At 33.4% G+C, this 26,035-nt stretch carries 26 protein-coding genes; 12 read left to right on the forward strand and 14 right to left on the reverse strand.

Annotated features, from left to right (window positions below; all coding sequences use genetic code 11):
• Window positions 1–2: 2 nt before the first annotated feature.
• On the reverse strand, window positions 3–668 hold the full coding sequence (locus tag QYS48_RS06315) for a heme exporter protein CcmB (protein ID WP_308357994.1): 666 nt from the start codon (window positions 666–668) through the stop codon (window positions 3–5).
• A gap of 79 nt (window positions 669–747) precedes the next feature.
• Here QYS48_RS06315 and rfbC point away from each other — a divergent pair, with 79 nt between their 5' ends.
• The gene (gene rfbC, locus QYS48_RS06320; protein ID WP_308357995.1) at window positions 748–1,299 is read left to right on the forward strand and encodes a dTDP-4-dehydrorhamnose 3,5-epimerase; all 552 of its coding nucleotides are present in this window, start codon (window positions 748–750) and stop codon (window positions 1,297–1,299) included.
• 3 nt (window positions 1,300–1,302) lie between these two features.
• On the opposite strand, the gene QYS48_RS06325 is transcribed toward rfbC, so the two are convergent.
• Window positions 1,303–2,349, reverse strand: coding sequence for a hypothetical protein (locus tag QYS48_RS06325; protein WP_308357996.1), 1,047 nt, complete (start codon window positions 2,347–2,349; stop codon window positions 1,303–1,305).
• Between the two features lie 109 nt (window positions 2,350–2,458).
• Here QYS48_RS06325 and rfbB point away from each other — a divergent pair, with 109 nt between their 5' ends.
• The 5 genes from rfbB (at window position 2,459) to QYS48_RS06350 (ending at window position 8,557) form a co-directional block, all read left to right on the forward strand.
• Window positions 2,459–3,517, forward strand: coding sequence for a dTDP-glucose 4,6-dehydratase (gene rfbB, locus QYS48_RS06330; RefSeq protein ID WP_308358427.1), 1,059 nt, complete (start codon window positions 2,459–2,461; stop codon window positions 3,515–3,517).
• Between the two features lie 86 nt (window positions 3,518–3,603).
• Window positions 3,604–4,473: a glucose-1-phosphate thymidylyltransferase RfbA gene (gene rfbA / locus QYS48_RS06335; RefSeq protein WP_308357997.1), complete on the forward strand. Its 870-nt coding sequence runs from the start codon at window positions 3,604–3,606 to the stop codon at window positions 4,471–4,473.
• 55 nt (window positions 4,474–4,528) lie between these two features.
• Complete coding sequence (locus QYS48_RS06340; protein ID WP_308357998.1) at window positions 4,529–6,277, forward strand: ABC transporter ATP-binding protein; 1,749 nt, start codon at window positions 4,529–4,531, stop codon at window positions 6,275–6,277.
• Window positions 6,278–6,742: 465 nt separating this feature from the next.
• On the forward strand, window positions 6,743–7,312 hold the full coding sequence (locus QYS48_RS06345) for a collagen-like protein (RefSeq protein WP_308357999.1): 570 nt from the start codon (window positions 6,743–6,745) through the stop codon (window positions 7,310–7,312).
• A gap of 279 nt (window positions 7,313–7,591) precedes the next feature.
• On the forward strand, window positions 7,592–8,557 hold the full coding sequence (locus QYS48_RS06350) for a TerC/Alx family metal homeostasis membrane protein (RefSeq protein WP_308358000.1): 966 nt from the start codon (window positions 7,592–7,594) through the stop codon (window positions 8,555–8,557).
• On the opposite strand, the gene QYS48_RS06355 is transcribed toward QYS48_RS06350, so the two are convergent.
• Entirely contained in the window at window positions 8,554–9,807 is a 1,254-nt protein-coding gene (locus QYS48_RS06355; protein ID WP_302102972.1) for an LETM1 domain-containing protein, read from the reverse strand. The two genes, QYS48_RS06350 and QYS48_RS06355, sit on opposite strands and share 4 nt — an antisense overlap.
• A gap of 104 nt (window positions 9,808–9,911) precedes the next feature.
• On the reverse strand, window positions 9,912–10,928 hold the full coding sequence (locus tag QYS48_RS06360; protein ID WP_308358001.1) for a gliding motility lipoprotein GldB: 1,017 nt from the start codon (window positions 10,926–10,928) through the stop codon (window positions 9,912–9,914).
• Between the two features lie 42 nt (window positions 10,929–10,970).
• On the opposite strand from QYS48_RS06360, the gene QYS48_RS06365 reads away from it, so the two are divergent.
• Window positions 10,971–11,591 carry an outer membrane beta-barrel protein gene (locus QYS48_RS06365; RefSeq protein ID WP_308358003.1) on the forward strand — a complete coding sequence of 207 codons (621 nt, stop codon included), beginning with the start codon at window positions 10,971–10,973 and terminating at the stop codon, window positions 11,589–11,591.
• A 2-nt stretch (window positions 11,592–11,593) separates the two neighbouring features.
• Here QYS48_RS06365 and QYS48_RS06370 read toward each other — a convergent pair whose 3' ends face one another.
• The 5 genes from QYS48_RS06370 to QYS48_RS06390 all read right to left on the reverse strand — a co-directional run bounded on the left by QYS48_RS06370 (window position 11,594) and on the right by QYS48_RS06390 (window position 18,135).
• Window positions 11,594–12,511: a lytic transglycosylase domain-containing protein gene (locus tag QYS48_RS06370; RefSeq protein ID WP_302102966.1), complete on the reverse strand. Its 918-nt coding sequence runs from the start codon at window positions 12,509–12,511 to the stop codon at window positions 11,594–11,596.
• Window positions 12,512–12,528: 17 nt separating this feature from the next.
• Window positions 12,529–13,260 carry a TIGR00730 family Rossman fold protein gene (locus QYS48_RS06375; protein ID WP_308358004.1) on the reverse strand — a complete coding sequence of 244 codons (732 nt, stop codon included), beginning with the start codon at window positions 13,258–13,260 and terminating at the stop codon, window positions 12,529–12,531.
• Window positions 13,261–13,322: 62 nt separating this feature from the next.
• Window positions 13,323–14,243 (reverse strand): lysophospholipid acyltransferase family protein, encoded by a 921-nt coding sequence (locus QYS48_RS06380; protein ID WP_308358006.1) that lies wholly within the window; start codon window positions 14,241–14,243, stop codon window positions 13,323–13,325.
• Between the two features lie 2 nt (window positions 14,244–14,245).
• Window positions 14,246–16,042 (reverse strand): ABC transporter transmembrane domain-containing protein, encoded by a 1,797-nt coding sequence (locus tag QYS48_RS06385; RefSeq protein WP_308358007.1) that lies wholly within the window; start codon window positions 16,040–16,042, stop codon window positions 14,246–14,248.
• Between the two features lie 56 nt (window positions 16,043–16,098).
• Complete coding sequence (locus QYS48_RS06390; RefSeq protein WP_308358008.1) at window positions 16,099–18,135, reverse strand: cytochrome c biogenesis protein CcdA; 2,037 nt, start codon at window positions 18,133–18,135, stop codon at window positions 16,099–16,101.
• 82 nt (window positions 18,136–18,217) lie between these two features.
• Here QYS48_RS06390 and QYS48_RS06395 point away from each other — a divergent pair, with 82 nt between their 5' ends.
• From QYS48_RS06395 to QYS48_RS06405, 3 genes are all read left to right on the forward strand, one after another.
• Window positions 18,218–18,448, forward strand: a complete 231-nt coding sequence (locus QYS48_RS06395; protein ID WP_308358009.1) for a hypothetical protein — start codon at window positions 18,218–18,220, stop codon at window positions 18,446–18,448.
• A gap of 135 nt (window positions 18,449–18,583) precedes the next feature.
• A complete protein-coding gene (locus tag QYS48_RS06400; protein WP_302102963.1) occupies window positions 18,584–18,865 on the forward strand; it encodes a DUF427 domain-containing protein in 282 nt (93 codons plus the stop codon).
• Between the two features lie 10 nt (window positions 18,866–18,875).
• On the forward strand, window positions 18,876–19,883 hold the full coding sequence (locus QYS48_RS06405; protein WP_308358010.1) for an NAD-binding protein: 1,008 nt from the start codon (window positions 18,876–18,878) through the stop codon (window positions 19,881–19,883).
• Between the two features lie 37 nt (window positions 19,884–19,920).
• Here QYS48_RS06405 and QYS48_RS06410 read toward each other — a convergent pair whose 3' ends face one another.
• From QYS48_RS06410 to pdhA, 4 genes are all read right to left on the reverse strand, one after another.
• Window positions 19,921–21,240: an aspartate kinase gene (locus QYS48_RS06410; RefSeq protein WP_308358011.1), complete on the reverse strand. Its 1,320-nt coding sequence runs from the start codon at window positions 21,238–21,240 to the stop codon at window positions 19,921–19,923.
• Window positions 21,237–21,725: a 6,7-dimethyl-8-ribityllumazine synthase gene (gene ribH / locus QYS48_RS06415; protein WP_308358012.1), complete on the reverse strand. Its 489-nt coding sequence runs from the start codon at window positions 21,723–21,725 to the stop codon at window positions 21,237–21,239. Before ribH ends, QYS48_RS06410 begins: the two co-directional genes overlap by 4 nt.
• Window positions 21,726–22,035: 310 nt before the next feature.
• The gene (locus QYS48_RS06420; protein ID WP_308358013.1) at window positions 22,036–22,737 is read right to left on the reverse strand and encodes a tetratricopeptide repeat protein; all 702 of its coding nucleotides are present in this window, start codon (window positions 22,735–22,737) and stop codon (window positions 22,036–22,038) included.
• A gap of 260 nt (window positions 22,738–22,997) precedes the next feature.
• Window positions 22,998–24,017: a pyruvate dehydrogenase (acetyl-transferring) E1 component subunit alpha gene (pdhA, locus tag QYS48_RS06425; RefSeq protein ID WP_308358014.1), complete on the reverse strand. Its 1,020-nt coding sequence runs from the start codon at window positions 24,015–24,017 to the stop codon at window positions 22,998–23,000.
• A 109-nt stretch (window positions 24,018–24,126) separates the two neighbouring features.
• On the opposite strand from pdhA, the gene QYS48_RS06430 reads away from it, so the two are divergent.
• Together QYS48_RS06430 and QYS48_RS06435 are read left to right on the forward strand one after the other, a co-directional pair.
• Window positions 24,127–25,227, forward strand: a complete 1,101-nt coding sequence (locus QYS48_RS06430; RefSeq protein ID WP_308358015.1) for a DNA replication/repair protein RecF — start codon at window positions 24,127–24,129, stop codon at window positions 25,225–25,227.
• Window positions 25,220–25,543: a DUF721 domain-containing protein gene (locus QYS48_RS06435; protein WP_308358016.1), complete on the forward strand. Its 324-nt coding sequence runs from the start codon at window positions 25,220–25,222 to the stop codon at window positions 25,541–25,543. The genes QYS48_RS06430 and QYS48_RS06435 overlap by 8 nt, the downstream gene beginning before the upstream one ends.
• Window positions 25,544–25,561: 18 nt before the next feature.
• Here the strand turns inward: QYS48_RS06435 and QYS48_RS06440 are convergent, their stop codons facing one another.
• A complete protein-coding gene (locus QYS48_RS06440) occupies window positions 25,562–26,032 on the reverse strand; it encodes a hypothetical protein (protein WP_302102958.1) in 471 nt (156 codons plus the stop codon).
• Window positions 26,033–26,035 lie beyond the last annotated feature (3 nt).

The raw sequence follows: 26,035 nt of genomic DNA on the forward strand, positions 1-26,035 counted from the left end.
TCTTAATTTCTCCAGATAAAAGGAAACAAAATATAAGCCGTAGCTAAGACAATAGCATCTACGGAAATTAATGTAAACAGTTTGTCACTCATGATACCAATATTAATTCCATCAATCGCATTCTTGGTTAACCTAACAGACATCAGTAATATAGGAAGCAATATTGGGAAGCTTAATATTGACATTAAAGCAGTACTATTATTTGCTTTGGAAACTATTCCTGAAACCAAGGTCAACACTGCTGAAAAGCCAATAGAAGCAAAAAGTATTGTTAACAAAAAGAATGTGTAATTATTAACTGGGTTTCCTAATATGAAAGCATAAACCGTAAAACCAACTAAGGATATGATCACAGATAATAGAATATTAAAAAGAAGTTTACCACTTAAAATAACATTTGGTTTACATAATGTATAGTAATACAACATCCTACCTTCACCTTCTTGAAGAAAACTTTTTGCTACTCCATTTATATTGGCAAAAACAATAATGATCCAAAAAAGTGCATTCCATGTTAATACTTGAAGTTGACCAGTTCTTACATTAAAGCTTAGATAACAAATAAATATAGTGCTAACCAAATAAAGTAATATGCCATTAAATGCAGTCTTATTTCTCCATTCTAGCTTAACTTCCTTTTTAAATATTGATATTGCTTGGCTAATCACGGTGCAAATTTAATATATAAAGCCTAATATGACATGGTAAAAAGAAAATGATATACTTTATTTGTATAAAAATTTTAGCATGGAAATTACACCAACAGAATTCGATGATTTATATGTTATTAGCCCAAAAGTTTTTGAAGATGAAAGGGGCTATTTCTTTGAAAGTTTTCATCAGAAAAAATTTAGAGAGGCTACGGGTATAGATTGCGAATTTGTTCAAGATAACCAATCTTGTTCTGTTTATGGTGTAATTCGTGGTTTGCATATGCAGGTTCCACCCATGGCTCAAGCTAAGCTTGTAAGAGTTTTAAATGGTAAGGTTTTAGACGTTGTAGTGGATTTACGAAAAGATAAACCAACTTATGGAAAGTCATTTTCTATTACCCTTTCCGCTGATAATAAGAAGCAATTGTTTATTCCAAGAGGCTTTGCACACGGTATTGCCGTATTAAGTGAGGAAGCTGAATTCTTTTATAAGTGTGATAATTATTACAGCCCAGAAAATGAAAGAGGCATCATGTTTAATGACACCTCTTTAAATATTGATTGGAAAGTTGAAGCAGATAAAATGATTATCTCAGATAAAGATTTAAAAAATCAACTTTATGAATCTTTTGACTCTCCTTTTTAAATTTTAGGCCGCTTGTCTTTTATTATCTTCTTCTACTTTATTTAAGTATTTATTAAAGCTGATCAGCATAATGATTATATAGGCTATACCCAAACCAACTAAGCCTGAGTAAAATCCTAATTTAATCAAACTTGGACTTTCTGGTTTTGAAAACACTGTAAATCCATCAATTAATTCAAAACTAGGCATTAAATAAATATCCTCTTCAATTCTTTGTAATTCTCTATATTGAATTTTGCTTTCCTCAAAAATGGAGATCGGATCAACCTTTTCATCTCCAAGAATTACATTATTACTTCCTGATTTTGCCTTATCAGAAAAAAGATTGCTGTAGCTATTCATTAGAATTTTCTTTAGGCTATCTAATCTTGCTAATTCCTCTCTTAAATTTTGAGCTCTATCTTTTAAATTTTCCTTTTCAATTTCTAACCTTTTAGACACATATTCATTTTCTCTAAAATAGTTAACTAATGGCTGCTCCAATTCTGCTAATCCGTCATTATTGAATACCTCCACAAAAATTTTATAGGTGGACTTATTATCAATCTTTAATTTTTCAACAAAGCGATTAATGGTTTCTTCATCATCAATTGAACCTTTAAGCTGTTCCTTTAAAACCTCTAATTCCACAATTTCTTCCTCAGAAACAAATGGTTCATAACGGAATCCTTTTAAATTTTTCGCTTGAACTGTATCAATATCTAGAATTTTTGCTAATTGAATATAATTCCCTTCTGATGAAAGTTGCTGAAGTTTATCCACAGAGTTTTCCATTAACCTACCGCTTGAATGCTTAGAGTTGATTAACATATAACTACTATAATAATCAGGCAAGTAGTAGTTTAAAGCGATACCTACAAAGCCACCCAACAACCCAAAAACAATAATAATTTTAATATGCTTTAATGTGGCGTTTCTAAATTTCACAATTAGCATTATAAAACCTAGAAAGATGTTTTTAAAGAAGTTTCCAATTGCGGAAAACAATTCCCTTAAGTCAATTTCGTCTGAATTGTTGCTAGTCTGTTGATTTTTATGTTCTTCTGACATAATAAAATTAAAATTTTTACAAATAAACAGAAGATTTAATAACTATAGAAATAAAAATTGCAATGAATACTATATTATTTAATTTTGGATATAATTAAAGCAGAAGGAAATTTTGAAAACTTTATTAATAACAGGCGGGGCAGGATTCATCGGATCACATGTGGTTAGGTTATTTGTCAACAAATATCCAAATTATAAGATTATAAACCTGGATGCATTAACCTATGCAGGTAATCTTGAAAATCTTAAAGATATTGACCAAAAGTCAAACTATGTTTTTGAAAAAGGAGATATAACCGATGAGAACTACATCTTCGATTTATTTAAAAAATATGATTTTGATGGGGTAATTCATCTTGCTGCTGAATCTCATGTTGACAGATCAATTTCAAATCCTTTAGAATTTTTAAAAACCAATATCTTCGGAACTGTTACCTTATTGAATGCTGCTAAAGAAATATGGAAAGATCATTTTGACAATAAAAGGTTCTACCACGTTTCTACTGATGAAGTTTATGGTTCATTAGATAATGGAGGGTTCTTCACCGAAACTACAGCCTACGATCCAAAATCACCATACTCTGCTTCTAAAGCAGGATCTGATCATTTTGTCAGAGCTTATGCTAACACTTATAACCTACCTATTGTAATCAGTAATTGCTCTAATAATTATGGACCCAATCAATTTCCTGAGAAACTGATTCCACTTTTCATTAATAATATTCAAAATAATAAACCATTGCCCGTTTATGGTAAAGGAGAAAATATTCGGGATTGGTTATATGTGGTGGATCATGCCAGAGCAATTGATGATGTTTATCATAAAGGTAAGACTGGGGAAACGTATAATATTGGTGGTTTTAATGAATGGAAAAATATTGATCTAATTAAAGTCATCTGTAAAACAATGGATGAAAAACTTGGTCGTGAAGCTGGAACTTCTGAAAAGCTTATAACATACGTTACCGACAGGGCAGGCCATGATTTAAGATATGCAATTGATGCTACAAAAATCACCAAAGATTTGGGTTGGAAACCTAGTTTACAGTTTGAAGAAGGTATATCTAAAACAATCGATTGGTATCTAGAAAATGAAGAATGGCTGAAAAATGTTACTTCAGGTGCTTACCAAGAATATTATGATGAAATGTATGACAAAAGAGACTAGAACCTAGATATTAGAACCTAGAAAATTAAACTAAAATAAAAGTTCTACAAAAACTGTCTAGATTCTAGACTCTAAAAATCTTAATTATGAAAGGAATTATACTAGCTGGCGGATCGGGTACTCGTTTACATCCCTTAACTATTGCATTAAGCAAACAATTAATGCCTGTATATGATAAACCTATGATCTATTACCCACTATCAACCTTAATGTTAGCTGGTATAAAAGATATTCTAATCATTTCAACTCCTGAACATACGGGACTCTTCAAACAATTATTGGGCGATGGCTCAAAATTAGGATGTAAATTTGAATATGCAGTTCAGGAAAAGCCGGAGGGCTTAGCTCAAGCTTTCATTATTGGAGAAGAGTTTATTGGAAATGAGGATGTGGCCTTAATTTTAGGAGATAACATTTTCTATGGTTCAGGTATGTCCAAATTATTACAATCCAATACTCAACCCAAAGGAGGAATAGTTTACGCTTATCATGTCCATGATCCTGAGAGGTATGGGGTAGTGGAATTTGACAATGAGGGTAAAGCTATTTCAATTGAGGAAAAGCCTGAGAAACCAAAATCATCCTATGCTGTACCTGGCATTTATTTCTACAACAACAGTGTGGTCGAAATTGCTAAAAACATTAAGCCCAGTCCTAGAGGTGAGCTTGAAATCACAGATATAAATAAAAAATATTTAGCAGAAGGAACATTAGAAGTAAGCGTATTAAATAGAGGTACAGCTTGGTTAGATACTGGAACATTCTCTTCTCTGATGCAAGCTTCTGAATTTGTAAGGGTAATCGAAGAGCGCCAAGGAATGAAAATTGGCTGTATCGAAGAAGTGGCTTTCCGAATGGGGTATATTAACAGTAAGCAACTAGAAGAATTAGCTGAACCTCTAGTGAAAAGTGGTTATGGGAAGTATTTGCTTAAATTACCCAATCAAATACGATAATCACTAAAACCTTTTAATTGCAATTATCGTTTCTAATCGCTTCCCCTAATAATTTATGGCAAAGCAAGACAAATCTTCAAAAGCAAGCTTAAGCAAGGCTTTCAAAACTATTATATGGCCAAGAAGAAAATATATTCTCGTAGGCCTTGTACTAATTATTATCAGTAGAGCAGCATCTCTTGTTTTACCAGGATCTAGTAAAATTCTGGTGGATGAAATCGTTCCGAATGGCGATTTAGAGATGTTAAAATGGCTGATTTTTGCAGTAGTAGGAGCTTTAGTTATACAATCTGTTACTTCCTTTGCTCTAACTCAAATATTAAGTGTAGAAGCGCAAAATTTAATTGCCCAATTAAGATCTAAAGTACAAGCCCACATCCTAAAACTTCCTATCCGGTACTTTGATAATGCTAAAACTGGAGAGCTCGTTTCCAGAATAATGACGGATGTGGAAGGAGTAAGAAATTTAGTCGGCACAGGTTTAGCTCAAATGGTAGGTGGAATCCTAACTTCAATAGTTTGCCTTATAATTTTAATAACGATTAGTCCATTAATGACGGTCTATGTATTAGTTCCGGTAGCTATTTTTGGATTCATCTCACTTAAAGCATTTGGAAGAATCAGGCCAATCTTTAGAGAAAGAGGTAAAATAAATGCTGATGTTACAGGACGCTTAACAGAAACTTTAGGGGGCATAAGAGTCATAAAAGGATTTAACGCAGAGCTACAGGAAATTCGAGTTTTTGCAGAAGGGGTGGATAGATTATTCAAAAATATTAAATCTAGTTTAACCGCTACCAGTTTAATCACTAGTTCTGCTACCTTATTATTAGGATTAGCATCAGCGGGAATTATGGGAATTGGTGGCTGGATGATTATGAAGGAACAGCTTACTTTTGGTGATTTTCTAGCATTTACTCTCTATTTAGGTTTTATGATTGCACCGATAGTACAAATGAGTAATATCGGAAGTCAGCTCACAGAAGCATTTGCAGGTTTGGATCGAACTGAAGAAATCATGAATACTCCTGTTGAAACCGATAATCCTAATAGAAAAATTGAGCTTAAAGAGTTAAAAGGACACGTCAAATTTGAAGACGTTTCTTTTGCTTATGAGGAAAATAAAGATGTAGTTAAAAATATCTCGTTTGAGGCTAAACCAGGCTCTTTAACTGCCTTTGTTGGGACCTCAGGATCTGGAAAAAGTACGATTTCAGGTTTGGTTTCCTCATTCTTAAATCCAGATTCAGGGATAATATTAGTAGATGGATACGATCTGGAAGAACTAACTTTAGAAAGCTATAGAAGCAAATTAGGTGTAGTTCTGCAGGAAGACTTTCTTTTTGAAGGAACTATTAGAGAAAATATTTTATTTCCAAGACCTAATGCATCAGAAGAAGAACTTCTAAATGCTGTTAATTCAGCATATGTAAACCAATTCACAGATAAATTTGAGGCCGGACTCGATACGCAAATTGGAGAAAGAGGTGTTAAATTATCAGGTGGCCAACAACAAAGAATAGCAATTGCCAGAGCTATTCTAGCAAATCCTAAAATATTGATTTTAGATGAGGCCACATCCAACTTGGATACTGAAAGTGAAAACTTTATTCAATCGAGTTTGAAAGAGTTGATGAAAGGTAAAACGACATTTGTAATTGCACACAGACTAAGCACTATCAGACAAGCGGATCAAATATTGGTAATTGAGGATGGTGAAATTGTAGAAAGAGGTAAACACAATGAACTTATTGATAAAAAAGGGCGATATTTCGACCTCTATACCTACCAAGCTAGAATTTGATTGCAGCAATTCATATTCAATTTTACGCATGTAGTATTTGATTAATCTTCCTATAAAAATATAGAGGTATTTAAGCTTTCTATTTTATTAGTAGCATTAAAAATGCTCAAATAAAGCCTAATTAACATTTCATCAACTGTATGTTTCTCAAACATATTTGAAGTATTTTAAAACAATTAATTAATAATACTCAAATATTACTCCTATAAAAAATAAGGCTTTGGCAACTTACAATGCTTCAAATTATATTTACAATATGATTTACAATGTATTCCGATTGTTAAAGAATTCAAGGATAAATGATAATATCATTAAGGGTGCTATCTTTTTTCTCTTGTTTATAGGTGCCTTAATCAAAACCTTCCTAAACAGTTAATTTAGGGTTCCATAAAGTCATGGTTTGAGGATTTACCAATGCTTTGGCATATTTTTTGGTTAGTTTTAACCAATCAAAAATTTAAAGCTATGAAAAATCTATTCTACATAATATTCGCATTAGGCTTTCTCTTTTTAGGAAGTTGTACTTTTAACGGACAAGATGGGGCCCCTGGACCACAAGGACCTGCCGGACCTCGAGGACCTGCTGGACAGGATGGGCAAGACGGCCAAGAAGCTTTTGTATTCGAATATGAACTTATTACCTTCTCAGCTTCAAATGAATATAGTGTTTTTTTAGATTTCCCGGGTGATTTTGTAATGTTAGATTCTGATGTTGCCCACGTTTATTTCCTTTATGGTCAAACAGAAGAAGGCGATAATATTTGGAGAGCGCTTCCACAAACAGAATTCACTAAATTCGGTACCTTAATTTACAATTACGATTTCACCATATTCGATGTGAATTTATTCTTAGATGCTAATTTTAACCTTAATGAATTAGGTGCATCCTACACTGATGATTGGATAGCTAGAGTAGTAGTTGTTCCTGGTCAATTTACAAATGGTAGAGTAGCAGATTCAGTTGATTTCACCAATTACCATGAAGTGATTGAATATTATGGCCTCTCCGAAGAAGATGTTAAAACAGTTAAATAATTAATTTATGTAAAATCCCCTTAAAGCAGATTAAACTTTAATCTGCTTTTATCTTATTAAAATACACTTTTATCCCAATAAAATGTCAACTAATCTAAAGACTCCACCTTTATTTGTAGAATAAAAATTAAAACCTTACATCTATAACAGTATTTTATAAGACCTCATACGACTAAAAATCAAACATTTCGACCAAAAACTAATTATTTTCTTTATAATATTTAATAAAAAGTTACAAATAATATAACTTGCGGATTCATTTGGGGGATAAAATTTTTTATGAACAGCATTCTGGAATTCTTTAATAACACTGAACACATCCTTTATACGGTTTTTGCAGTTGTTATTATTATTTTCCTAATCTTTGACTTGGGCTTCTTTAATAAGAAAGCCAAAAAAGTATCGCTCAAGTCTGCTGCTTATCAATCTGTTTTTTGGGTGGTAATCTCTATCGCTTTTGGATATTTGATCTACAGATTTTATGGTGGTACCGTTGTTATGTTAGAATTCTTTTCTGCATATGTTGCAGAATATGCACTTTCTGTTGACAATATTTTCGTCATCTTACTAATTTTAAGATATTTCAAAGTAGATGACACCTATTATCATAAAATTTTATTTTGGGGTGTTTTAGGGGCCATCATATTTAGAGCAATTTTTATTTTTCTAGGAGCATTTTTAGTAAATCAATTCCATTGGATTCTATATATATTTGGCGCATTCCTGGTTTACAGTGGAATTAAAATATTCTTTTCAAAAGAAGAAGACGATCTAGATCCAGAAAAAAATTTGATAATCCAATTTGCCAGAAAATACTTACGTATTACAAAAGGTAATTTTAGTGGTAAATTTATAATTAGAAGAGGCAGAGCAATTTTGTTCACTCCATTGTTTTTGGTCATTCTTTTAGTAGAATCAACTGATTTGATTTTTGCTGTGGATTCTATTCCAGCAGTATTTGCTATATCCCAGAATGAATTCATTCTTTATACCTCGAACATTTTTGCTATTCTAGGTTTAAGGGCAAAGTTCTTTTTACTTGCTGGTATAATAGATAGATTTTACTTGCTACAAAAAGGACTATCATTCATCCTGATTTTTATTGGGGCTAAAATGTTATTGGAAATTTTCCACATCCATATCAATACATTCGCCTCCTTTACGGTTATTTTCTCAACCTTATTATTGTCAATTCTTTTGAGTCTATTGATTCCTCAAAAAACTAAATCAAACGATTTCATTTAATCTCTGAATCCTGTAGGTAAAGCACTTTTAGGTAATACTTTTAAAAGTAGAGGAAGGGTTAAAAATGACCCTGGAAGAGCTATAATTACAAAAGCTGGTATTGTTTTAAGAATGTCTATTAATTGAACTCTCATCTTTTCCTTTTCGTCATCCGTTAAGGACTGTTGCTTAGATTTTTCGAACAACTTCCAAAGTTCTTTACTTTCTCTAATTTCAGTAGAAATGCTTTGCTTATGCTGATTTAGTACAAATGAAATTCTCTGTACAATATTTTCACTTATCACCTGAAAAGAATGCTTACTTTGCAAAAAATAGACTTCCTTCCAATTTTCAATCACAAAAGATTCAATTGCAATTAAACTTATATCTAGCTCCTCTTCTGTTAACCCAAGTCTATTTGCTAAGTCACTTAAAAAAATCCTTTCTTCTGTGCTTACCACTTTATCTGCCCAAATCATCAGAATAGCTAATTCAAGCACGTATTTTTTTAACAACCAAGTATCTGCTTGTCGCAAATCTATATCATTTAAAGTAATACCATTTCTAAAAGCTTCTTTTGTAATTTTATTTTGAGATTTAGTGAGGTTTGAAGAATTCAAAAAGGTGAAAAACATATTTCGTTCTTCGCGTTCAATAATTTGATTGGCATGAGCAGCCGCTGCAATTACTTTTAGCAGCAGCATTTTAATAGCATCCTTATGCCATTTTATATTATGAAACCTGCCAGCACTCCACTCTCCAAAGTAATAAGTATCTAAAAATAACAAACTGTTTTGGAATAGGCTTGCCCAGAAATAATCCCAACGAGACTTTAAGAATAATCTCCTGTGTAAAATCTTTTCTGTAAAGCGGATATCATCCCTTTTTGCTGGCCTAAAGAAAAAATATTTCTTTTTACTAACCTGAGGGTCTAAAACTTGATAAAACTCTGCAATTGATTTACTGGTATCACGATAATAGCTTTCCCAATCTGAAGCTGTTTCTGGAAGGCTATTCACTTTTAAACTAGCACTATGAATAAAGCTCTCAAGCAAAACGATTTTCATTTTACTTAAGCTATTCCATCTTTGCTCTTTTGGGTGACGGATTCCTGGAGCATGAATAGGATGACCGTAGATTAATCCTGTTGGTTGAACAATTTTATATAGCAAGCTATCTTCGTCCTTAATCATATATTGACTTAGGTCAATTGGATGAGGACCCCTAAACTTAATATATTCTTTTAACCAACCTTTTTCAGCAGGATTCATAGTACAGCCATTTATCTAATTGCTTATAAATTAGATAAATAATTCTACAATAAGAATTCAGAAATAAATTTATTGCTTAATTACTATTTTAAGTAAAAATGTTGCTATCCTTTAGGTTTATATCGCGATTTACTAAATATATCTTGAGCATCTGTATTTTCCATTAACTCTTGAACTGTAACTTCAGGATTGTTCTTCATATAAGCTTTTACAATTTGCCAACCTACCCAAATACCGATTCTACCTGGGCACTGTTGGCTAATTTCAAATGTTTTAGGTCTTTCACCAATAAATTTATTCTTCATGAAATGACTTGTTTCATATAATAAGTCATTTTCTAAAAAATTAGCCCAAATGATATGTTCATTTTTATTTATGTCCTCCATTTCCTTTGCTGTATAGCCAATTAATAATGAATCCGGTGTACAAGGAATGGTCATTTTAGTCATATAATAAGACTTACCATAAAAAACCATATCTGCTAAAAGGCTATTATCGGATTGGTCTGTTTGATTTTGTTTTTGAGTAAGCAACAGCATGGTCATAGGAACAATATATTCCTTTTCATAGCGCATTAATATATAATCAGGAATGCCATTAGGAACATAAGCTGCCTCAGACCCTAAGAAATAGTCTGCAGCCACGCTTATCAAACTATCTGAAACAAATAAGTCCTTTCTTAGGCCTGCTAATACAAATTCCAAATTTGGTACATAAACATCTGGGTAATAATATTTATAATGTTTGAAAGCAGATTCAAACTCATTTTTCATTTCAGAAAAATCACCAAAAGTATTTTTAACCTGTTGATATAGGGTGTCTTTATAAGAGGGGTTTGAAAATATATTTATCATGCTAGAAGCAATGATTGAATCAGCTCCATATCTGCTTCTTTCAAAAAAGTAATCTGCTATAAATGGATTTTCATCTATGAATCTTAACGCTTCTTTTTCTGAATTTAAAGATACCATATCATCAGTAAGGTCGTTCATTTTAATGTTAGCTTCAATACCGCTGACATTCGGAGCGTTGTCACAAAACTGATCTGAGTCATCTGAACATGAATAAAATGATAGGCACACTAACAAAAAACTAAATACTCTATATATATTTTTTTGCATAAGTCATTGATTATATTTGTCATGAAATCAAACTCAAAATAAATGAAAAAATTGCTCTTTTCTATCTTATTCCTGTCTTCAGTTTATTTTGCTGAAGCCCAAGTGAGATTTGGCTTTAAAGCAGGACCCAATATTTCATTTAATAGGATTGATTCAGAAGCTGAAAATACAGATTTTAGAACGGAAGGAGTAGGGCTTCGATTTCAGCTAGGCCCAGTTTTTGACATAGAGTTTAAAGAAAACCATTATTTCAGTACAGGATTAATTTTCACCGCAAAAAGAGCTTCATTTTCGGCTGATTCATTAGGCACAGTTTATAACGAAGATTATAATCCTCAATATTTGCAAGTACCTCTTACCCTTAAGCTTTTTACAGAAGAAATTGGTTTAGATAAAAAACTATATTTTCAATTTGGTGGTACCGTTGATTTCAACACCAATGATGAAGGAGATCCAGACAACATTGTTACAAGTTTTAGATTTATTGATCTCAATTCCCTTTTAGCAATAGGTTTAGAATATGGGATAGGGATAAATACAAAACTTTTTGGAGGTGTGATTTATCAAAGAGGATTATTAAACACCATCAATACTTCAATTTATGAAGATAGTTTCAATCTTAGAACAGATTATGTGGGATTAGAAATTGGAGTTATATTCTAAATTTATTTAGGTAAACTAACCACATAATATTCACCCCTTCCTACACGAATGTCATCATCTTGAATCCATGGATTATAAATTCTGAGGGTTTTATAGGTTACTTTTTGTTCATTCGCATATTCTACCCAATCTGTAGAATTACGCAATGTATCGAATCTATATTGATACGGCTGATAAAGATGTTCTTTGCTTATATCTAAACCATAATCTTCAGGTGTTTCAAAAATCTGTTTTATGGCCAGAATTCTAAATACATACCTAGAAGTCTCATCATTCAGCATTAAATCATAATAATTATCAACTTTTTGATGATCTAAAGCATTTTGCATACCTCTCATTCCCCTATTATAAGATGCTGCAACTAATGTCCAGTTACCAAACTTATTAAATGCTCTTTTAAAGTATTTACAGGCTGCTTCAGTAGATTTTATCGGATGATACCTTTCATCCACATCCCGGTTTATTTCTAGTCCATACTCCCGTCCTGTACTTTTCAATATTTGCCAGAAACCAACAGCTCCCGCGTAGCTTTGTACATTTTCTAAGCCACTTTCAATTAAAGCTAAATACTTGAAATCATCCGGAATGCCATTTTCTTTTAAGATCGGTTCTATAATTGGAAACCATCTGCTGGCTCTCTTAAATAGGAAAATGGTATTGTTATGCCAGTAAGAATTAATATGTAACTCTTTATCTAGCCTTTCTTTTACATCATCAATGTCTAACGGTACAACTTCACCAGCTAAATCAATTTTACCAGGTAAAGGAATAGTCTTCGCATTTGTAAATGCAATAGGACGTTTTGGCCGCTCTATATATTGATCTTGCTTAACATTTTTATTAATTCCATAAAAGGCAACCACTAAAACGGTTAAAAGTGAAGCAATAGAAATAATTAAAGCATACCTGCTGTCTGACATAAAAAAAATTTTTGATACTAAAAGTTAGGTGATAACATGAACTGTGAGTAAAAGTTATCAATCACTTTCACTGCCTCAGTTGGAGTATCAACTACTGTGAAAAGCTCAAGATCCTCCGGACTTACATTGTTTTCTGCTTCAATCAATGTGTCTTTTATCCAGTCGATTAATCCTCCCCAAAACTTTTTACCTACTAAAACAATAGGAAATCTACCTATTTTGTGAGTTTGTATTAAGGTTAAGGCTTCAAAAAGCTCATCCATAGTGCCAAAACCACCTGGCATCACCACAAAGCCTTGCGCATACTTTACAAACATTACTTTTCTAACGAAGAAATAATCAAAAGTGATTAATTTATCTGGATCAATGTAGATATTATTGAATTGCTCAAATGGCAAAACAATATTTAAACCTACTGATTTACCATTTTCACTTTTAGCGCCTTTATTACCGGCTTCCATTATCCCAGGGCCACCACCAGTAATAACACCATATCCATGGCGTACTAATTTAGCTGCTACCTCCTCAGCCATTTTGTAATAAGGGTGATCGGGTTTAGTTCTTGCTGATCCAAATACAGAAACACAAGGTCCAATTTTAGCTAGCTTTTCAAAACCATCAACAAACTCGGACATGATTTTAAATATTGCCCATGAGTCTGAGCTTTTAATTTCATTCCAATCTCTGTCTTTAAAAGCCTTTCTAATTTTATTTAATTCTAATTTATCTTCATTATTTGATTCACTCATATTCAATAATTTTAAGGTTATACTGGAAGTTAACTCCTAGTAAAATGTACTTGCTATGTAGACTAATTTTTAATTCTCTCTTTTCTTCTTACTATCTCATAATCAGCAGGTTTTGAACGCTTCCACCTTTTATGAGTCCACAGCCATAAATACGGCTCTTTTTTGATATCCGCCTCCAGTAATTTCATGTGTTTTTCAGTGATGAATCCATAATCTGTTTCTTTAGGGTTTTCACTGATGACTTCAAGATCAACTTCATACTTAGAGCGGCCTATTTTTTTTACATGTGCATAAACCGGAACTAGGTCTAGTTTTTTACAGAATTTTTCAGCCCCATAAAAAACACCCGTTTCTTTTCCTAAAAACTCCATCCAATAGGCGCTATATCCATTATGAGGTGCTTGATCTGCTGCGAAACCGAGCATAAAATGATCATTTTTATACTTGTTCACTACTTTAGACACATCATTTTTGGGTACAAGTTTAGCGCCAGGAAAACGAGATCGGTTATCTTTCATTATTTTATCCATCAACTTATTTTTTAAGGGTTTATATATCCCCAAACCAATAGGTTGATTACGATCGGTCATCATACAAAAACTTGGAACTCCCCATTCCCAATTACTATAATGCGGCATAATAATGGCTATGTTCCTCTTTTCATCAAGGATTCTTTGAATGTCTGAAGTAACATTAATTTTCCATCTTTTCTTGATCTGATTAGCTGAAATGGTAAAAGCTTTGATACTTTCTATCAGCAAATCTGTGAAGTGATAATAAAAGCGATGAGCAATTTTCCTTATTTCATTATCAGACTTCTCAGGAAACGCAATCTTAAGATTGTTTATCACTACCTTATATCGATAGAGTTTAAACTGGATGAAAATAAAAGCAATTAGGCTTGAAAATCCATGATAAAACCAAAAAGGAATTATACTTAGAAGCCAAAATATTGCTTTTAGAGAATAATATTTAAATTTCATATTTAATCTTGTAATTGGAGCTTAACCAAATTACTGTAAGTACCATTTTCTGATTCTAAAAGCTCTTGATGAGAACCCTGTTCTGAAATTTTGCCCTCATTAAGCACAAATATTTTATCAACCTTTCTGATAGTAGCTAGCCTATGGGCAATGATAATGGTTGTTCTGTTTTGCATTAATTCATCTAAGGCTTGCTGCACCAGATTCTCTGATTCTGCATCTAATGATGATGTTGCCTCATCTAAAATCAATATTTTAGGATCTTTTAATATAGCTCTGGCAATTGCAATTCTTTGCCTTTGTCCACCTGATAATTTAACACCTCTTTCACCCACTACAGTATCTAAGCCTTCTGGAAAATCTTTAATAAACATCCATGCATTAGCTTTTTCAGCAGCCTCAATTACTTCTTCTTCAGTAGCATTTGGTTTACCATATGCAATATTCTCACGGATAGTACCCCCAAATAAAATAATTTCTTGAGGAACTATACCAATATTCTGTCTGAAAGCATTTAGTGATAAAGAAGTCACCTCTTGTCCATCCACCATTATTTGGCCACCATCAACAGGATAAAAACGCATCAATAACTGAATGATGGTTGATTTTCCTGCCCCACTATGACCTACTAAAGCTACCTTTTCACCCGCATCAACGGTTAAATCCAATCCTTTTAAAACCTCTACATCCTTCCTGGTTGGGTAAGAAAAACGGACATTTTCAAATTGGATAGCTCCATTTAGTTTGATCTTATCTTCTGCTTTGATTTGAAGCTCCTCTTCCTCATTCAATATTTCCATCACACGTTCAGAAGCCCCAATAGCTTTTTGAATTTGACCATATAAATCTCCTAAACCCGCAATTGAACCCCCAATGAAAGTAGTATACAATACAAAGCTCAGTAAGTCCCCAACACTCATGGTGCCTTCCTGTACTAGGCTAGCGCCATACCATAGTACGGCTACAATTCCACCGAACATAGCGAAAATAATAAAGGAAATAAATGCGCCCCTAAAAGTAGCAGATTTCAATGCTACTTTAACCACCTTATCCAATGATTTGCGATAACGCATTACTTCTGTTAACTCGCTGGTAAAGGCTTTTACAATATTGATGGATTGTAATGTTTCTTCAACAATCACATTAGCAGAAGCCAGTTCCGATTGCGTTTTTTTAGAAAGCTTTCTGATAAATCTACCAAAAACCATAGCAGCAATAACCAGTATAGGAAATGTGGCAATCATAAAGCCTGCTAATTTTGGAGTGGTATAAAAAATAATCGCAGCACCAATAATCAAGGTAGAAACCTGTCTAATAAATTCAGCTAAGGTTACAGAAAAAGTATCCTGCAATAAAGAGACATCAGAAGTGATTCTACTTACTAATTCTCCAATTCTACTTTTATCATAAAAAGCCATCGGTAAACTCATCAGTTTATTGTAGAGTTTAGCTCGCATATCGGCCATAGCTCTTTCACTTACCTGAGCAAAAAGATATACTCTAAAGAAAGAAAAGAAACTCTGAACTGCTAATATTCCAATAAGGATGAAAGCAACCGTATTGATTTCAGTAAAAACACCAGAAGCTTTACCTTGCGCTACATCCACTAACTTACCCATAACATATGGAAAGCCTAATAGAGTAGTACTAGATATAAGTAAAAAGAATAAACCTGCTATAAAGTAGCCTTTATAAGGTTTTATAAACTGAAAAACTCCAGTGAGCTTCTTGAAATTTTCTTTGTTGAGTGGCTTTTTCTCTTCCTCTTTAAGCGAATCGCTTTTTCTTCTTTTTGCCATTCTGTATTGCTAACGTTTCAAATTAAATAGACCTTGCAAAGGTACAATTTCTTTAATTAAGGTTTGTTTTTGGCTTCAAACTTTTCTTTAGCTGTTTCTAAGAAATCTACAAACTTGCTAATACTTCTTTCATAAGCAATAGGCTCCACTAATAGTTCGCCATTAGTATCGAGAAGTACATAATAAGGCTGAGCATTGTTATTAAAGCGAGTGATTTGAAAATCAGCATTTTGCTTACCCATAGTCTTTTTCACCTTACCATCATATTCACTGGTATACCACTCACTTTTGGGCAATTCAGTTTTTTCATCCACGTATAATGCTAACATCACAAAATCATTTTTTAATCGGCTAAGTACTGCTGGGTCAGACCAAACTCTTGCTTCCATTTCACGACAATTCACGCAACCGTGACCAGTAAAGTCTACAAAAATTGGTTTTCCTTGTTCTTTTGCACAAGCTAAAGCTTGTTCATAATCGAAATAACCTTTTATCCCATGAGGGAAATGGAGCATATCTGCATACTTTGGATCTTCACATAATTGGTCTTCTGAACTAGATGTTACAGCGCCTCCACTGTTTTCACGAATAAGGGTTGGTAGATCAAAATCATGTGAACTCATGGGAGGTAAATAACCTGAAAGCGCTTTTAAAGGAGCTCCAAATAATCCTGGGATCATATAAAGTACAAAACTGAAAGTAACGATTGCTAGCATTAGTCTGCTAACTGAAAGCTTTTCTATCGGACTATCACCCGGTAATCTCAGTTTCCCTAAAAGGTAAAATCCAAGCATTCCAAAAATTACAATCCAAAGCACTAAGTAAATATCTCTGTCTAATATTCCCCAATGATAAACCTGATCGGCTATGCTTAAGAACTTTAAACCTAACGCCAATTCTAAAAAACCTAAAACCACTTTTACCGAATTCAACCATCCTCCAGATTTTGGTAAGTTATTCAACCATTCAGGGAAAATAGCAAAAAGTGTAAATGGGATTGCGAATGCCATACTGAAGGCAAACATTCCTAATAAAGGTTTAATTACCATTCCTCCAGCGGATTCAACTAAAATACTTCCCACTATAGGTCCGGTACAGCTAAAAGAAACAAGAACTAAAGTAAAGGCCATGAAGAACACACCTCCCAAGCCTCCTTTATCAGCTTTTGCATCCACTTTATTCACAAAAGATGAAGGCAAATTGATTTCGAAAAGACCTAAAAAGGAAAGTGCAAAAATGAAAAATACCAAAAAGAAAAATACATTTGGAATCCAGTGCGTACTCAACCAGTTTGCAAACTCTGGTCCATTAATAACAGCAATGATTGTCCCTGCTACAACATAAATAACCACTATGGACAAACCATAAATTACAGCCTGACGGATAGCTCCAGCTCTTGTCTTGGCTTTACCTGTAAAAAAGGTTACCGTCATAGGAATCATGGGAAAAACGCAAGGTGTTAAAAGTGCTGCTAAACCTGCCAAGAAGGCTACCAACATAAAGCCTAAAAGAGAATAAGGTGAAGTAGAATCTTTTTGGGTTAAGTCTAAGCCAGAATTTCCTTCTAGTTTATCTTTTCTTACTTCTTTATCTACTTTAGAGTCTTTCGCTTCGTCTTTCTTAGAAGCCAGTTTTTTACCAAATAAAAAATCATCACTGAAAGGAATACACTTCCCATCTACATCAGAACAAACTTGGTAGCTATTACTAGTTTCTATTCTGAATGGAATTTCTTTAATGATTACCTTTTGCTGGAACTCAGCATTCTTTTTGAAATAAGTATAATTTCCTTCCCAGATTTCATCATATCCTTCTGATGGATTTATAGGGATAATGCTATCAACTAATTGATAGGATTCATCTTCAACAAACTCAAATTCTGTAAGCATAGGACCCAAATCAGGATCAAAGTCTGAGGAATACAAATACCAGTTTTCATCAATTTTAGCTCTAAAAGAGATAGTAGCAGTGTCTCCAACTTCTACATTTTCTTCTAAAATCGAACTTTCCCAGCTTATTGGTTTTATAACTTGTGCAAAAGAACTTTGCAAAATGGTTCCTACTAGCAGTAGACTGTATATTAAATATTTCATAAACTTTTAATAACGGCTATTCGTCTTAAAAACTAAAACACGAAGATAGTTAAATTTTGTTGGAACAAATTCTATATATGTCATGCAGGCGCTAAAGCAAAAATGGTTATTTTTCTCAATTTTAGGTTTAATTTTAATAGGAGCTGGCTTAAGCTTAGCAATTGATGCCGCTTTTTTCAGAATGGATCATCCTGAAGGATGGAATTGGATTTATTATGGGACTTTTGCCCTGGTGGTCTTTAATTCTGGTATATGCTGTTATGGGCAAGGCGTTATTTATAAGGTTAAGCTTGATGCTGACAATAGAGTTTGAAACCTGTCAGGTTTCACATAATTAAATTCTATAATATGAATCCTTGTTCAGAATATTTATTTAAATCCTAAACCTGACAGGTTTACGAATAGCCTTAGGTTTAAAGTAGTTAACAAACGATAAACTTTGTATATTATGAAAGCAATTTGGAACAATCAAGTAGTAGCAGAAAGCGATGACACCATCGTGATTGAAGGCAATCATTATTTTCCGCCTCAATCGATTAAAAAGGAGTATTTTGAGAAATCAGATTATTCGAGCACCTGTCATTGGAAAGGAACTGCTTCCTATTACTCATTAAATGTAAATGGTGATGTAAATAAGGATGCAGCATGGTACTATCCCGATGCAAAAGATTTAGCTAAAAATATTGAAAACTATGTTGCTTTTTGGAACGGTGTAAAAGTGACAGAATAAATTTTCGAATATGCAAACTGCTTTAATGAAGCTCTTTTATGCTTTTGCATTTATAATTATTAGTATTCTGCTAGGGAGTTTTGGCTATATGCTGATTGAAAATTATAATTTTAGGGATGGCGTTTACATGTCAGTCATTACCTTTTCTACCGTAGGCTTTCAAGAAGTACAGCCCCTAAGTGATGATGGGAAATTATTTACCGTATTCTATATTATTATAAATTTGGGCTTATTTGCCTATACTGCTTCAGTAATTTCTTCTTATTTATTTGAAGGCAGGTTTAGAGAAATATATAAAACTTATACCGATAGAAAAGCTTTGAAAAAATTGAACAATCATATTATTATATGTGGCTTTGGAAAAAATGGAGAGATTGCTGGAAGCGGTCTTAGACATTCTAATAAAGAACTTTTATTTATTGAGAAGAATGCTGATTTAATTAATAATTACAATAATGAGAAAGGCTATCAATTTCTACATGGTGATGCAGTTTTAGAATCTGTATTAATAGAGGCAGGAGTGGAAAGAGCCAGCACTTTAATCACCACCTTGCCAAGCGATGCAGATAATGTATTTATCACTTTAACTGCTAAAGAAATAAACCCGCAAATTCAAATTATAGCCAAGGCCACCGAGAGAAATACTGAAAAGAAACTGCGCAGAGCGGGTGCCGATCATATTGTGATGCCTGATCGAGTGGGAGGTTCTTATATGGCTTCATTAGTGACCAAACCAAGTGTAGTTGAATTTCTTGAATTATTAAATGGAGATCAACAATCAGAATATTCTTTAGAAGAAATTAATCATAATCTGTTAAAAGATGAATTCAAAAATTTATCTATAGGCGAAATGGATGTGAAAAACAAAACGGGAGCTACTGTTTTGGCATTTAAAGACAAAAAACAAGGTTTTGTTTTTAATCCTAATTCAGAGGTAAAATGTAATGAAGGAGATGTATTGATTTTGTTAGGGGATAAAAAATCAATACAAGCGTTTAAAGATAAGTTTGTAGGATAAGGAGAGGGCTATTTCAACCCACTCCTTTACTAAAATTTTAAAACACACCATCATTCAGCCTTTTTAAGGCTTCTGATTTATATTGGGTATCCACAACAATTGAAATATTATGACGACTACCTCCATAAGAAATCATTCTTACGGGTACGTCCTGAAGGGCAGCAAATATTTTACTGACTAATCCTGGCTTTTCAGCCACCATATTACCTACCAGACAAATAATACTTTGTTCCTGATCCACTTCCACTTCACCGAATGGTCTTAACTCACTTAAAATACTATCTAAATAGTATATATTATCGATGGTTACTGAAATGGCTACCTCAGAAGTAGTAATTACATCAATTGGCGTTTTATACTTCTCAAAAATTTCAAATACTCTTCTTAGGAAACCATAAGCCATTAACATTCGAAGTGATTTCACTTTAATTGCGATAATCCCATCCTTAGCCGCAATAGCTTTTATGCCTTCTCCAGCACCTTCTTTCGTATGAATTAATGTGCCAGGCGCTTCGGGTTTCATGGTATTTTTCAAACGAACAGGAATGGTCCTTTTTTGTGCTGGCCTAATACATGAGGGATGTAAAATTTTTGCCCCAAAATAGGCGAGCTCCGCTGCTTCTTCAAAAGAAAGCTCAGGAATGCTAAAAGTATTATCAACAACTCTTGGGTCGTTATTATGCATACCGTCAATATCCGTCCAAATTTGGATTTCATCCGCATTGAGTGCAGCTCCTACCAATGAGGCAGTATAGTCACTTCCTCCTCTTTGTAAGTTGTCAATATTCCCTTCAGCATTTCTGCAAATATAGCCTTGGGTAATAATTAAATTTTTCTCTGCTGGTAATTTCACCAATATATCAGACAGCTCTTTATTGATGAAGGCTTCATCTGGCTCACTAAAAGCATCCGTACGAACAAAATCCAATGCATTAATTAAAGCGCTATTTAATTGATGCTCCTGCAAATGAAGATGGAATATGTTGGTTGACATTAATTCTCCTTGAGCCAATAATTCTTTATCGATAGCATTGGTAAAGGCTATTTCTAAACAGCCTTTTACGAAGGCCATGCTTTCAGCTACAATTTCATTCGCCTTTTTCTTGAAAATTTCTGTTTCAAAAAGCTCTTCAATAAATTCATCATAGCGCTTTTGAAGCTTTTTGATCGTTTTCTGAGCTAAATCAGTTTCTTTCTTTCTTAACCTTTCGCCAATTTCAACTAAGGTATTGGTAACGCCACTTAATGCAGAAAGTACTATCAGTTTTTTATTTTGATCATTCGTGATAATTTCACGAATCTGATTCATTCCTTGAGGAGTACCAACCGAGGTACCACCAAATTTCAATACAATCATAATCCTTTAGCTAATCCTAACATTTTTAATGCTGTAAATGCAGCTTCATCACCTTTGTTTCCATGCTTTCCACCTGCACGATCTAAGGCTTGCTGCTGAGTATTAGGCGTAAGAACACCAAAAATCACAGGTTTGTTATATTTCAAACTTACATTCGTTATGCCATGAGCTACTGCATCGCAAATGAAGTCGAAGTGACGCGTTTCGCCTTGAATTACACAGCCCAAGCATATTACCGCATCAATATCTTCTTTTTCTGCCATCCACTGTGCTCCTAAGCTTAATTCAAAGCTTCCAGGAACATAATGCTTTTGAATATTCTCTTTAGGAATTCCGTTTTCAATTAAGCTTTCATATGCTCCATTGTATAATGATTCAGTTACTTCTTCATTCCATTCTGAGACTACAATTGCAAATTTTTTGTCTTGCAAACCTTTCATGTTTTTACCAGAATGCGTACTTAAGTTTTTTAAGTTAGATGCCATATTATTATATTTTATTCAGTATAAAAGTCTTATTTAAAACTAAATTGTCAGCCACAAGACACCCCTATAATCCCCTAAAGGGGATACTCACACAGGTTTAATTTAGTTGATAATCATTTATGTTTACCTAATCCCACTATCTTTGAATCTCCCCCCTCGAGGGGGATAGGGGGTGTAATTTATTAATTTCAAATTCTCAGCTCATAGTTTTCAATCTATTTGCTGTATGGATAGTTTATTTTGTATTATCAATAAAAAAGGGACAGATTTTTCAACCTGTCCCCTTTTAGCAATTCATTTATATATTAAATTAGTTTTGAGCCTCTAAACGGGACAGGTATTTTTGTGCATCTGCCTTATGTTTGGACTCACTGTAATCTTCTACGATCTTTTTATAGCTTTCTATAGCTGCAGCATTGTCATTAGCTTTTTCGTTAGCTAAGCCTTGCTTTAATAAATATAATGGGCTGAACTCATCATTTGATTTGTATGAAGCAGCTTTGGCATACTCATCAGCAGCAATAGAATAATTTCCTAACTCCATATATGCATCACCTACTAAAGCATACGCTCTAGCTTGTATTAATAAGTCATCACTACTAAAGCTTTCTAAATAGTCAATTGCAGTTTCAAACTGGCCTTGTTGTAAGTATATATTACCTAAGTAGAAGTTCGCTAGGTTAGCTGCTTTTGTAGAACCATAATCTTCTACTATCGCTAAAAAGCCAAAGTTATTACCATCACCATTTAAGGCTAGGTCGTACTCTCCATTTTCAAACCAATATACCGACTGGAACATTTCTTTTTGAGCTTCCTCATTCAAATTGTTCATATAATAACGGTAACCAAAAAAAGCTACAATGATTAAGGCGATGATCCCGCCCAAACCGAAAACCACTTTCTTATTGTTTTCTATGAATTGTTCAGTTTTAGAAAGTTGTTGAGCTAATACCTCAGGATTTTCGTAAAACTCAGAACTTTGTTCCTTCTGTCTAGTTTTTGTTTTTGCCATTGACTCTACTTTAAGACCGCAAAGCTATAAAAATTTATTTATTATTACCCAATTTGTTGCTTTATTAGTTTAAAGTATTGGGATTTAAATCCATTAAAATAAGTGATGTGGAATTTTAGTTATATAGTTTAATTGCAAACTTTTGATTTTATAAAAATTAAACCTGTCAGGTTTACTCATTCTAAAGATTTCATCTGTATTAATAACTTAGATGGTATTACAAACTGAAACCTGACAGGTATATTAGTAATTAAGTATTATTAATCCACTATAAAAGGATAATCTTCTTGAGCGTATACATCTTTATATACCTCATCCACAGAAGGGAAATCTGATTCTTCAGCAAATTTCACGCATTCTTTTACGATCTCCTTTTGTTCGTTATCTATTTCTTTAAGCTCCTCCTCAGTAGCATATTTATTTTTCAAAATAGCTTGTTTAGCTTGCTCTATAGGATCTTTTGCCTTGTATTCTTCTAACTCTTCTTTTGTTCTATATTTCGCAGGATCTGACATAGAGTGACCTTTATAACGGTAAGTTCTGAACTCCAATAATGTTGGACCTTCTCCTTTTCTTGCTCTTTCCGCTGCTTCAGCTACTGCATTATGAACGTTTTCAACATTCATAGCATCCACTCCTTTTGATGGCATATCATATGCTTCACCTAAAGTATGTAATTCGGTTACATTTGAAGTTCTTTTAACAGAAGTACCCATTGCATATCCATTATTTTCAATAGCGAAAATAACCGGCAATTTCATGCTCATGGCCATGTTTAAAGCTTCGTGAAAAGCACCTTGTCTTACTGCACCATCACCCATATAGGTGATACATACATTGTCAGTCCCTTTATATTGCTCAGAAAAGGCAATACCAGCACCCAAAGGAATTTGACCCCCTACAATACCATGGCCTCCAAAGAAATGGTTTTCTTTATCAAACATGTGCATAGATCCACCTTTACCTTTAGAAACACCCGTTTCTTTTCCGTAAAGCTCCGCCATTACTGCTTTAGGGTCTGTCCCTAAACCAATTGGATGTGCGTGATCTCTATAGGCTGTAATATATTTATCTCCTTTTTTTAATGCACTGACCGCTCCAGCCACACAAGCTTCCTGACCAATATACAAGTGGCAGAAACCACTGATTTTTTGCTGACCATATAACTGACCAGATTTCTCCTCAAATCTTCTCATTAAAGACATGCTTCTGAACCATTCCATATAAGTTTCTTTATCGAAACTCTTCTTATTGGCAGCTTTAGATTTCTTTGTAGCCATAATGCTTTTTCTTTTATCTATGAATTTCTTTCGTCACAAAAGAATAACTTAACTTTGTTAATCTTGTTCCGGGATGCGAAAATAACGAAAAAACCCACAAGTGCGAAAAATGAAGCTTCAAAATATCCGCTTAGCCCAATTCAAAAACTATTCACAGGCAAATTTCACTTTTGCTGATGGAATTAATTGCTTTTTAGGCCGTAACGGAATTGGTAAAACCAACTTATTGGATGCTATCTATTATCTGGCATTTACCAAAAGTGCTTTCAATGCAGTAGATAAAGATAATATCATGCATGATGAAAGCTTTTTCTCCATTAAAGCACAGTTTGAAGCGGATGAAAGAAACATTGAAATGCTTTGTGCTGTGAAAATGGGGGAGAAGAAATTGATCCGATGGGCAGGGAAAGAATATGAAAAGTTAAGTGAGCATATTGGGAAATTACCTTTGGTCATGATTATTCCGCAAGACACGGACATCGTGAGGGAAGCCAGTGAAATGCGTAGGAAATTCTTTGATAATTTGCTTTGTCAACTTGATCAGGATTATTTAAAAGTATTAGTGAAGTATAATCATTTACTGAAGCAGCGTAATGCTCTATTGAAATCCTTCCTTGAGAAAAATCGCTTTTCGGCTGATCAGTTAGCTCCTTATGATGAAATGATGATTCCATTAGGCTTAAAAATTAAGGAAGAACGAGAAGCCTTGCTGCAAAATTTTCTTCCCATTTTCAAAGAGTTTTATCAAGACCTTTCCGATGGACAAGAGAAAGTAAGTATTCAATATGACACTCAAGTAAATGAATCCTTTAATTCTGATTTTAAAAATCAACATCAAAAAGATTTTAGACGAGGGCGCACAACTTTGGGAATTCATAAGGATGATTATCTGTTCCTGTCGGAAGGAAAGCCAGTGAAAAAATTTGGCTCCCAAGGACAACAAAAATCATTTGTGATTGCCTTAAAATTAGCGCAATTTGAAATGCTGAAAAACGCTAAAGAACAGAAGCCTTTGCTTTTATTAGATGACATTTTTGATAAATTGGATGATAAACGCATTGCTTATTTGTTAAAAATGATGGCAGATGGTCGCTTTGGGCAAATATTTTTAACTGATGCCCGACCAGAGAGAAGTAAAAAGTATTTAAAAGATATCACTACCGAAAAGAAATTTTTCGAATTGGATTTAAAACCAGAAGAAAATGTATAAGAAGAAAAATCCACATCCTGCCAGTATCAGAAAGTCAGAGGCTACTCCTTTAGGCCAGGTAATTAACGAAATGTTTGATGCTTATCACCTTAATAAAAAAGTAGATCATACTCAGGTGGTAAACCTATGGCCGAAATTAATGGGAAAAACTATTGCCAATCATACCAAGGGTGTGTTCATGAAAGACAATAAGCTTTTTATTACGGTTGAATCCAGCGCGCTAAAGCACGAATTGCATATGAACAAAGAAAAAATAATTCATATGTTTAAAGAAAAATTGGGTAAAGAGGTGGTGAAGGAGATAGTGTTGTTGTGATATATAAGGATTGAAATTTCACTTATTTGGCCTATTTTTTTTCTCTATATTTTCTTTAATGGTCTGGTAAGGTATCTCTATAGCTGAATTATTTAAATATTCATTAATTATAATTTTACCACTGTAAGCCATCTCTTCCAATTTAAATAAACATACCACCTCATTCTCAAACACAAAAGCAAGATTACTGCCTGTAAAAAGCTTACTTATTGTAAGTAGCTTTTCTCTTCCTTTATTCGTTAGTGTAATTTCAAATCTTCTTAGATTATTTTGAGTATCAATTTCCATTTTGCTAATTTTTTCGTAATCCCTAATATCAAAAACCGGCCTTTCTGGGATGCATACAAACCTACCTTCGTTAACTACTTTAACTTTTTTGTAAGGACAGTCTTTTTCTGAAAACTCAAAATAAACTCCATTTTTCTGTTGAGCAAATGAAATTAAAGGCAAGAATGACAACAGTAAAATTTTTAAAAGTTTGACTTTCATATT

The organism is Marivirga arenosa (assembly GCF_030503895.2).
Taxonomy (GTDB): domain Bacteria; phylum Bacteroidota; class Bacteroidia; order Cytophagales; family Cyclobacteriaceae; genus Marivirga; species Marivirga arenosa.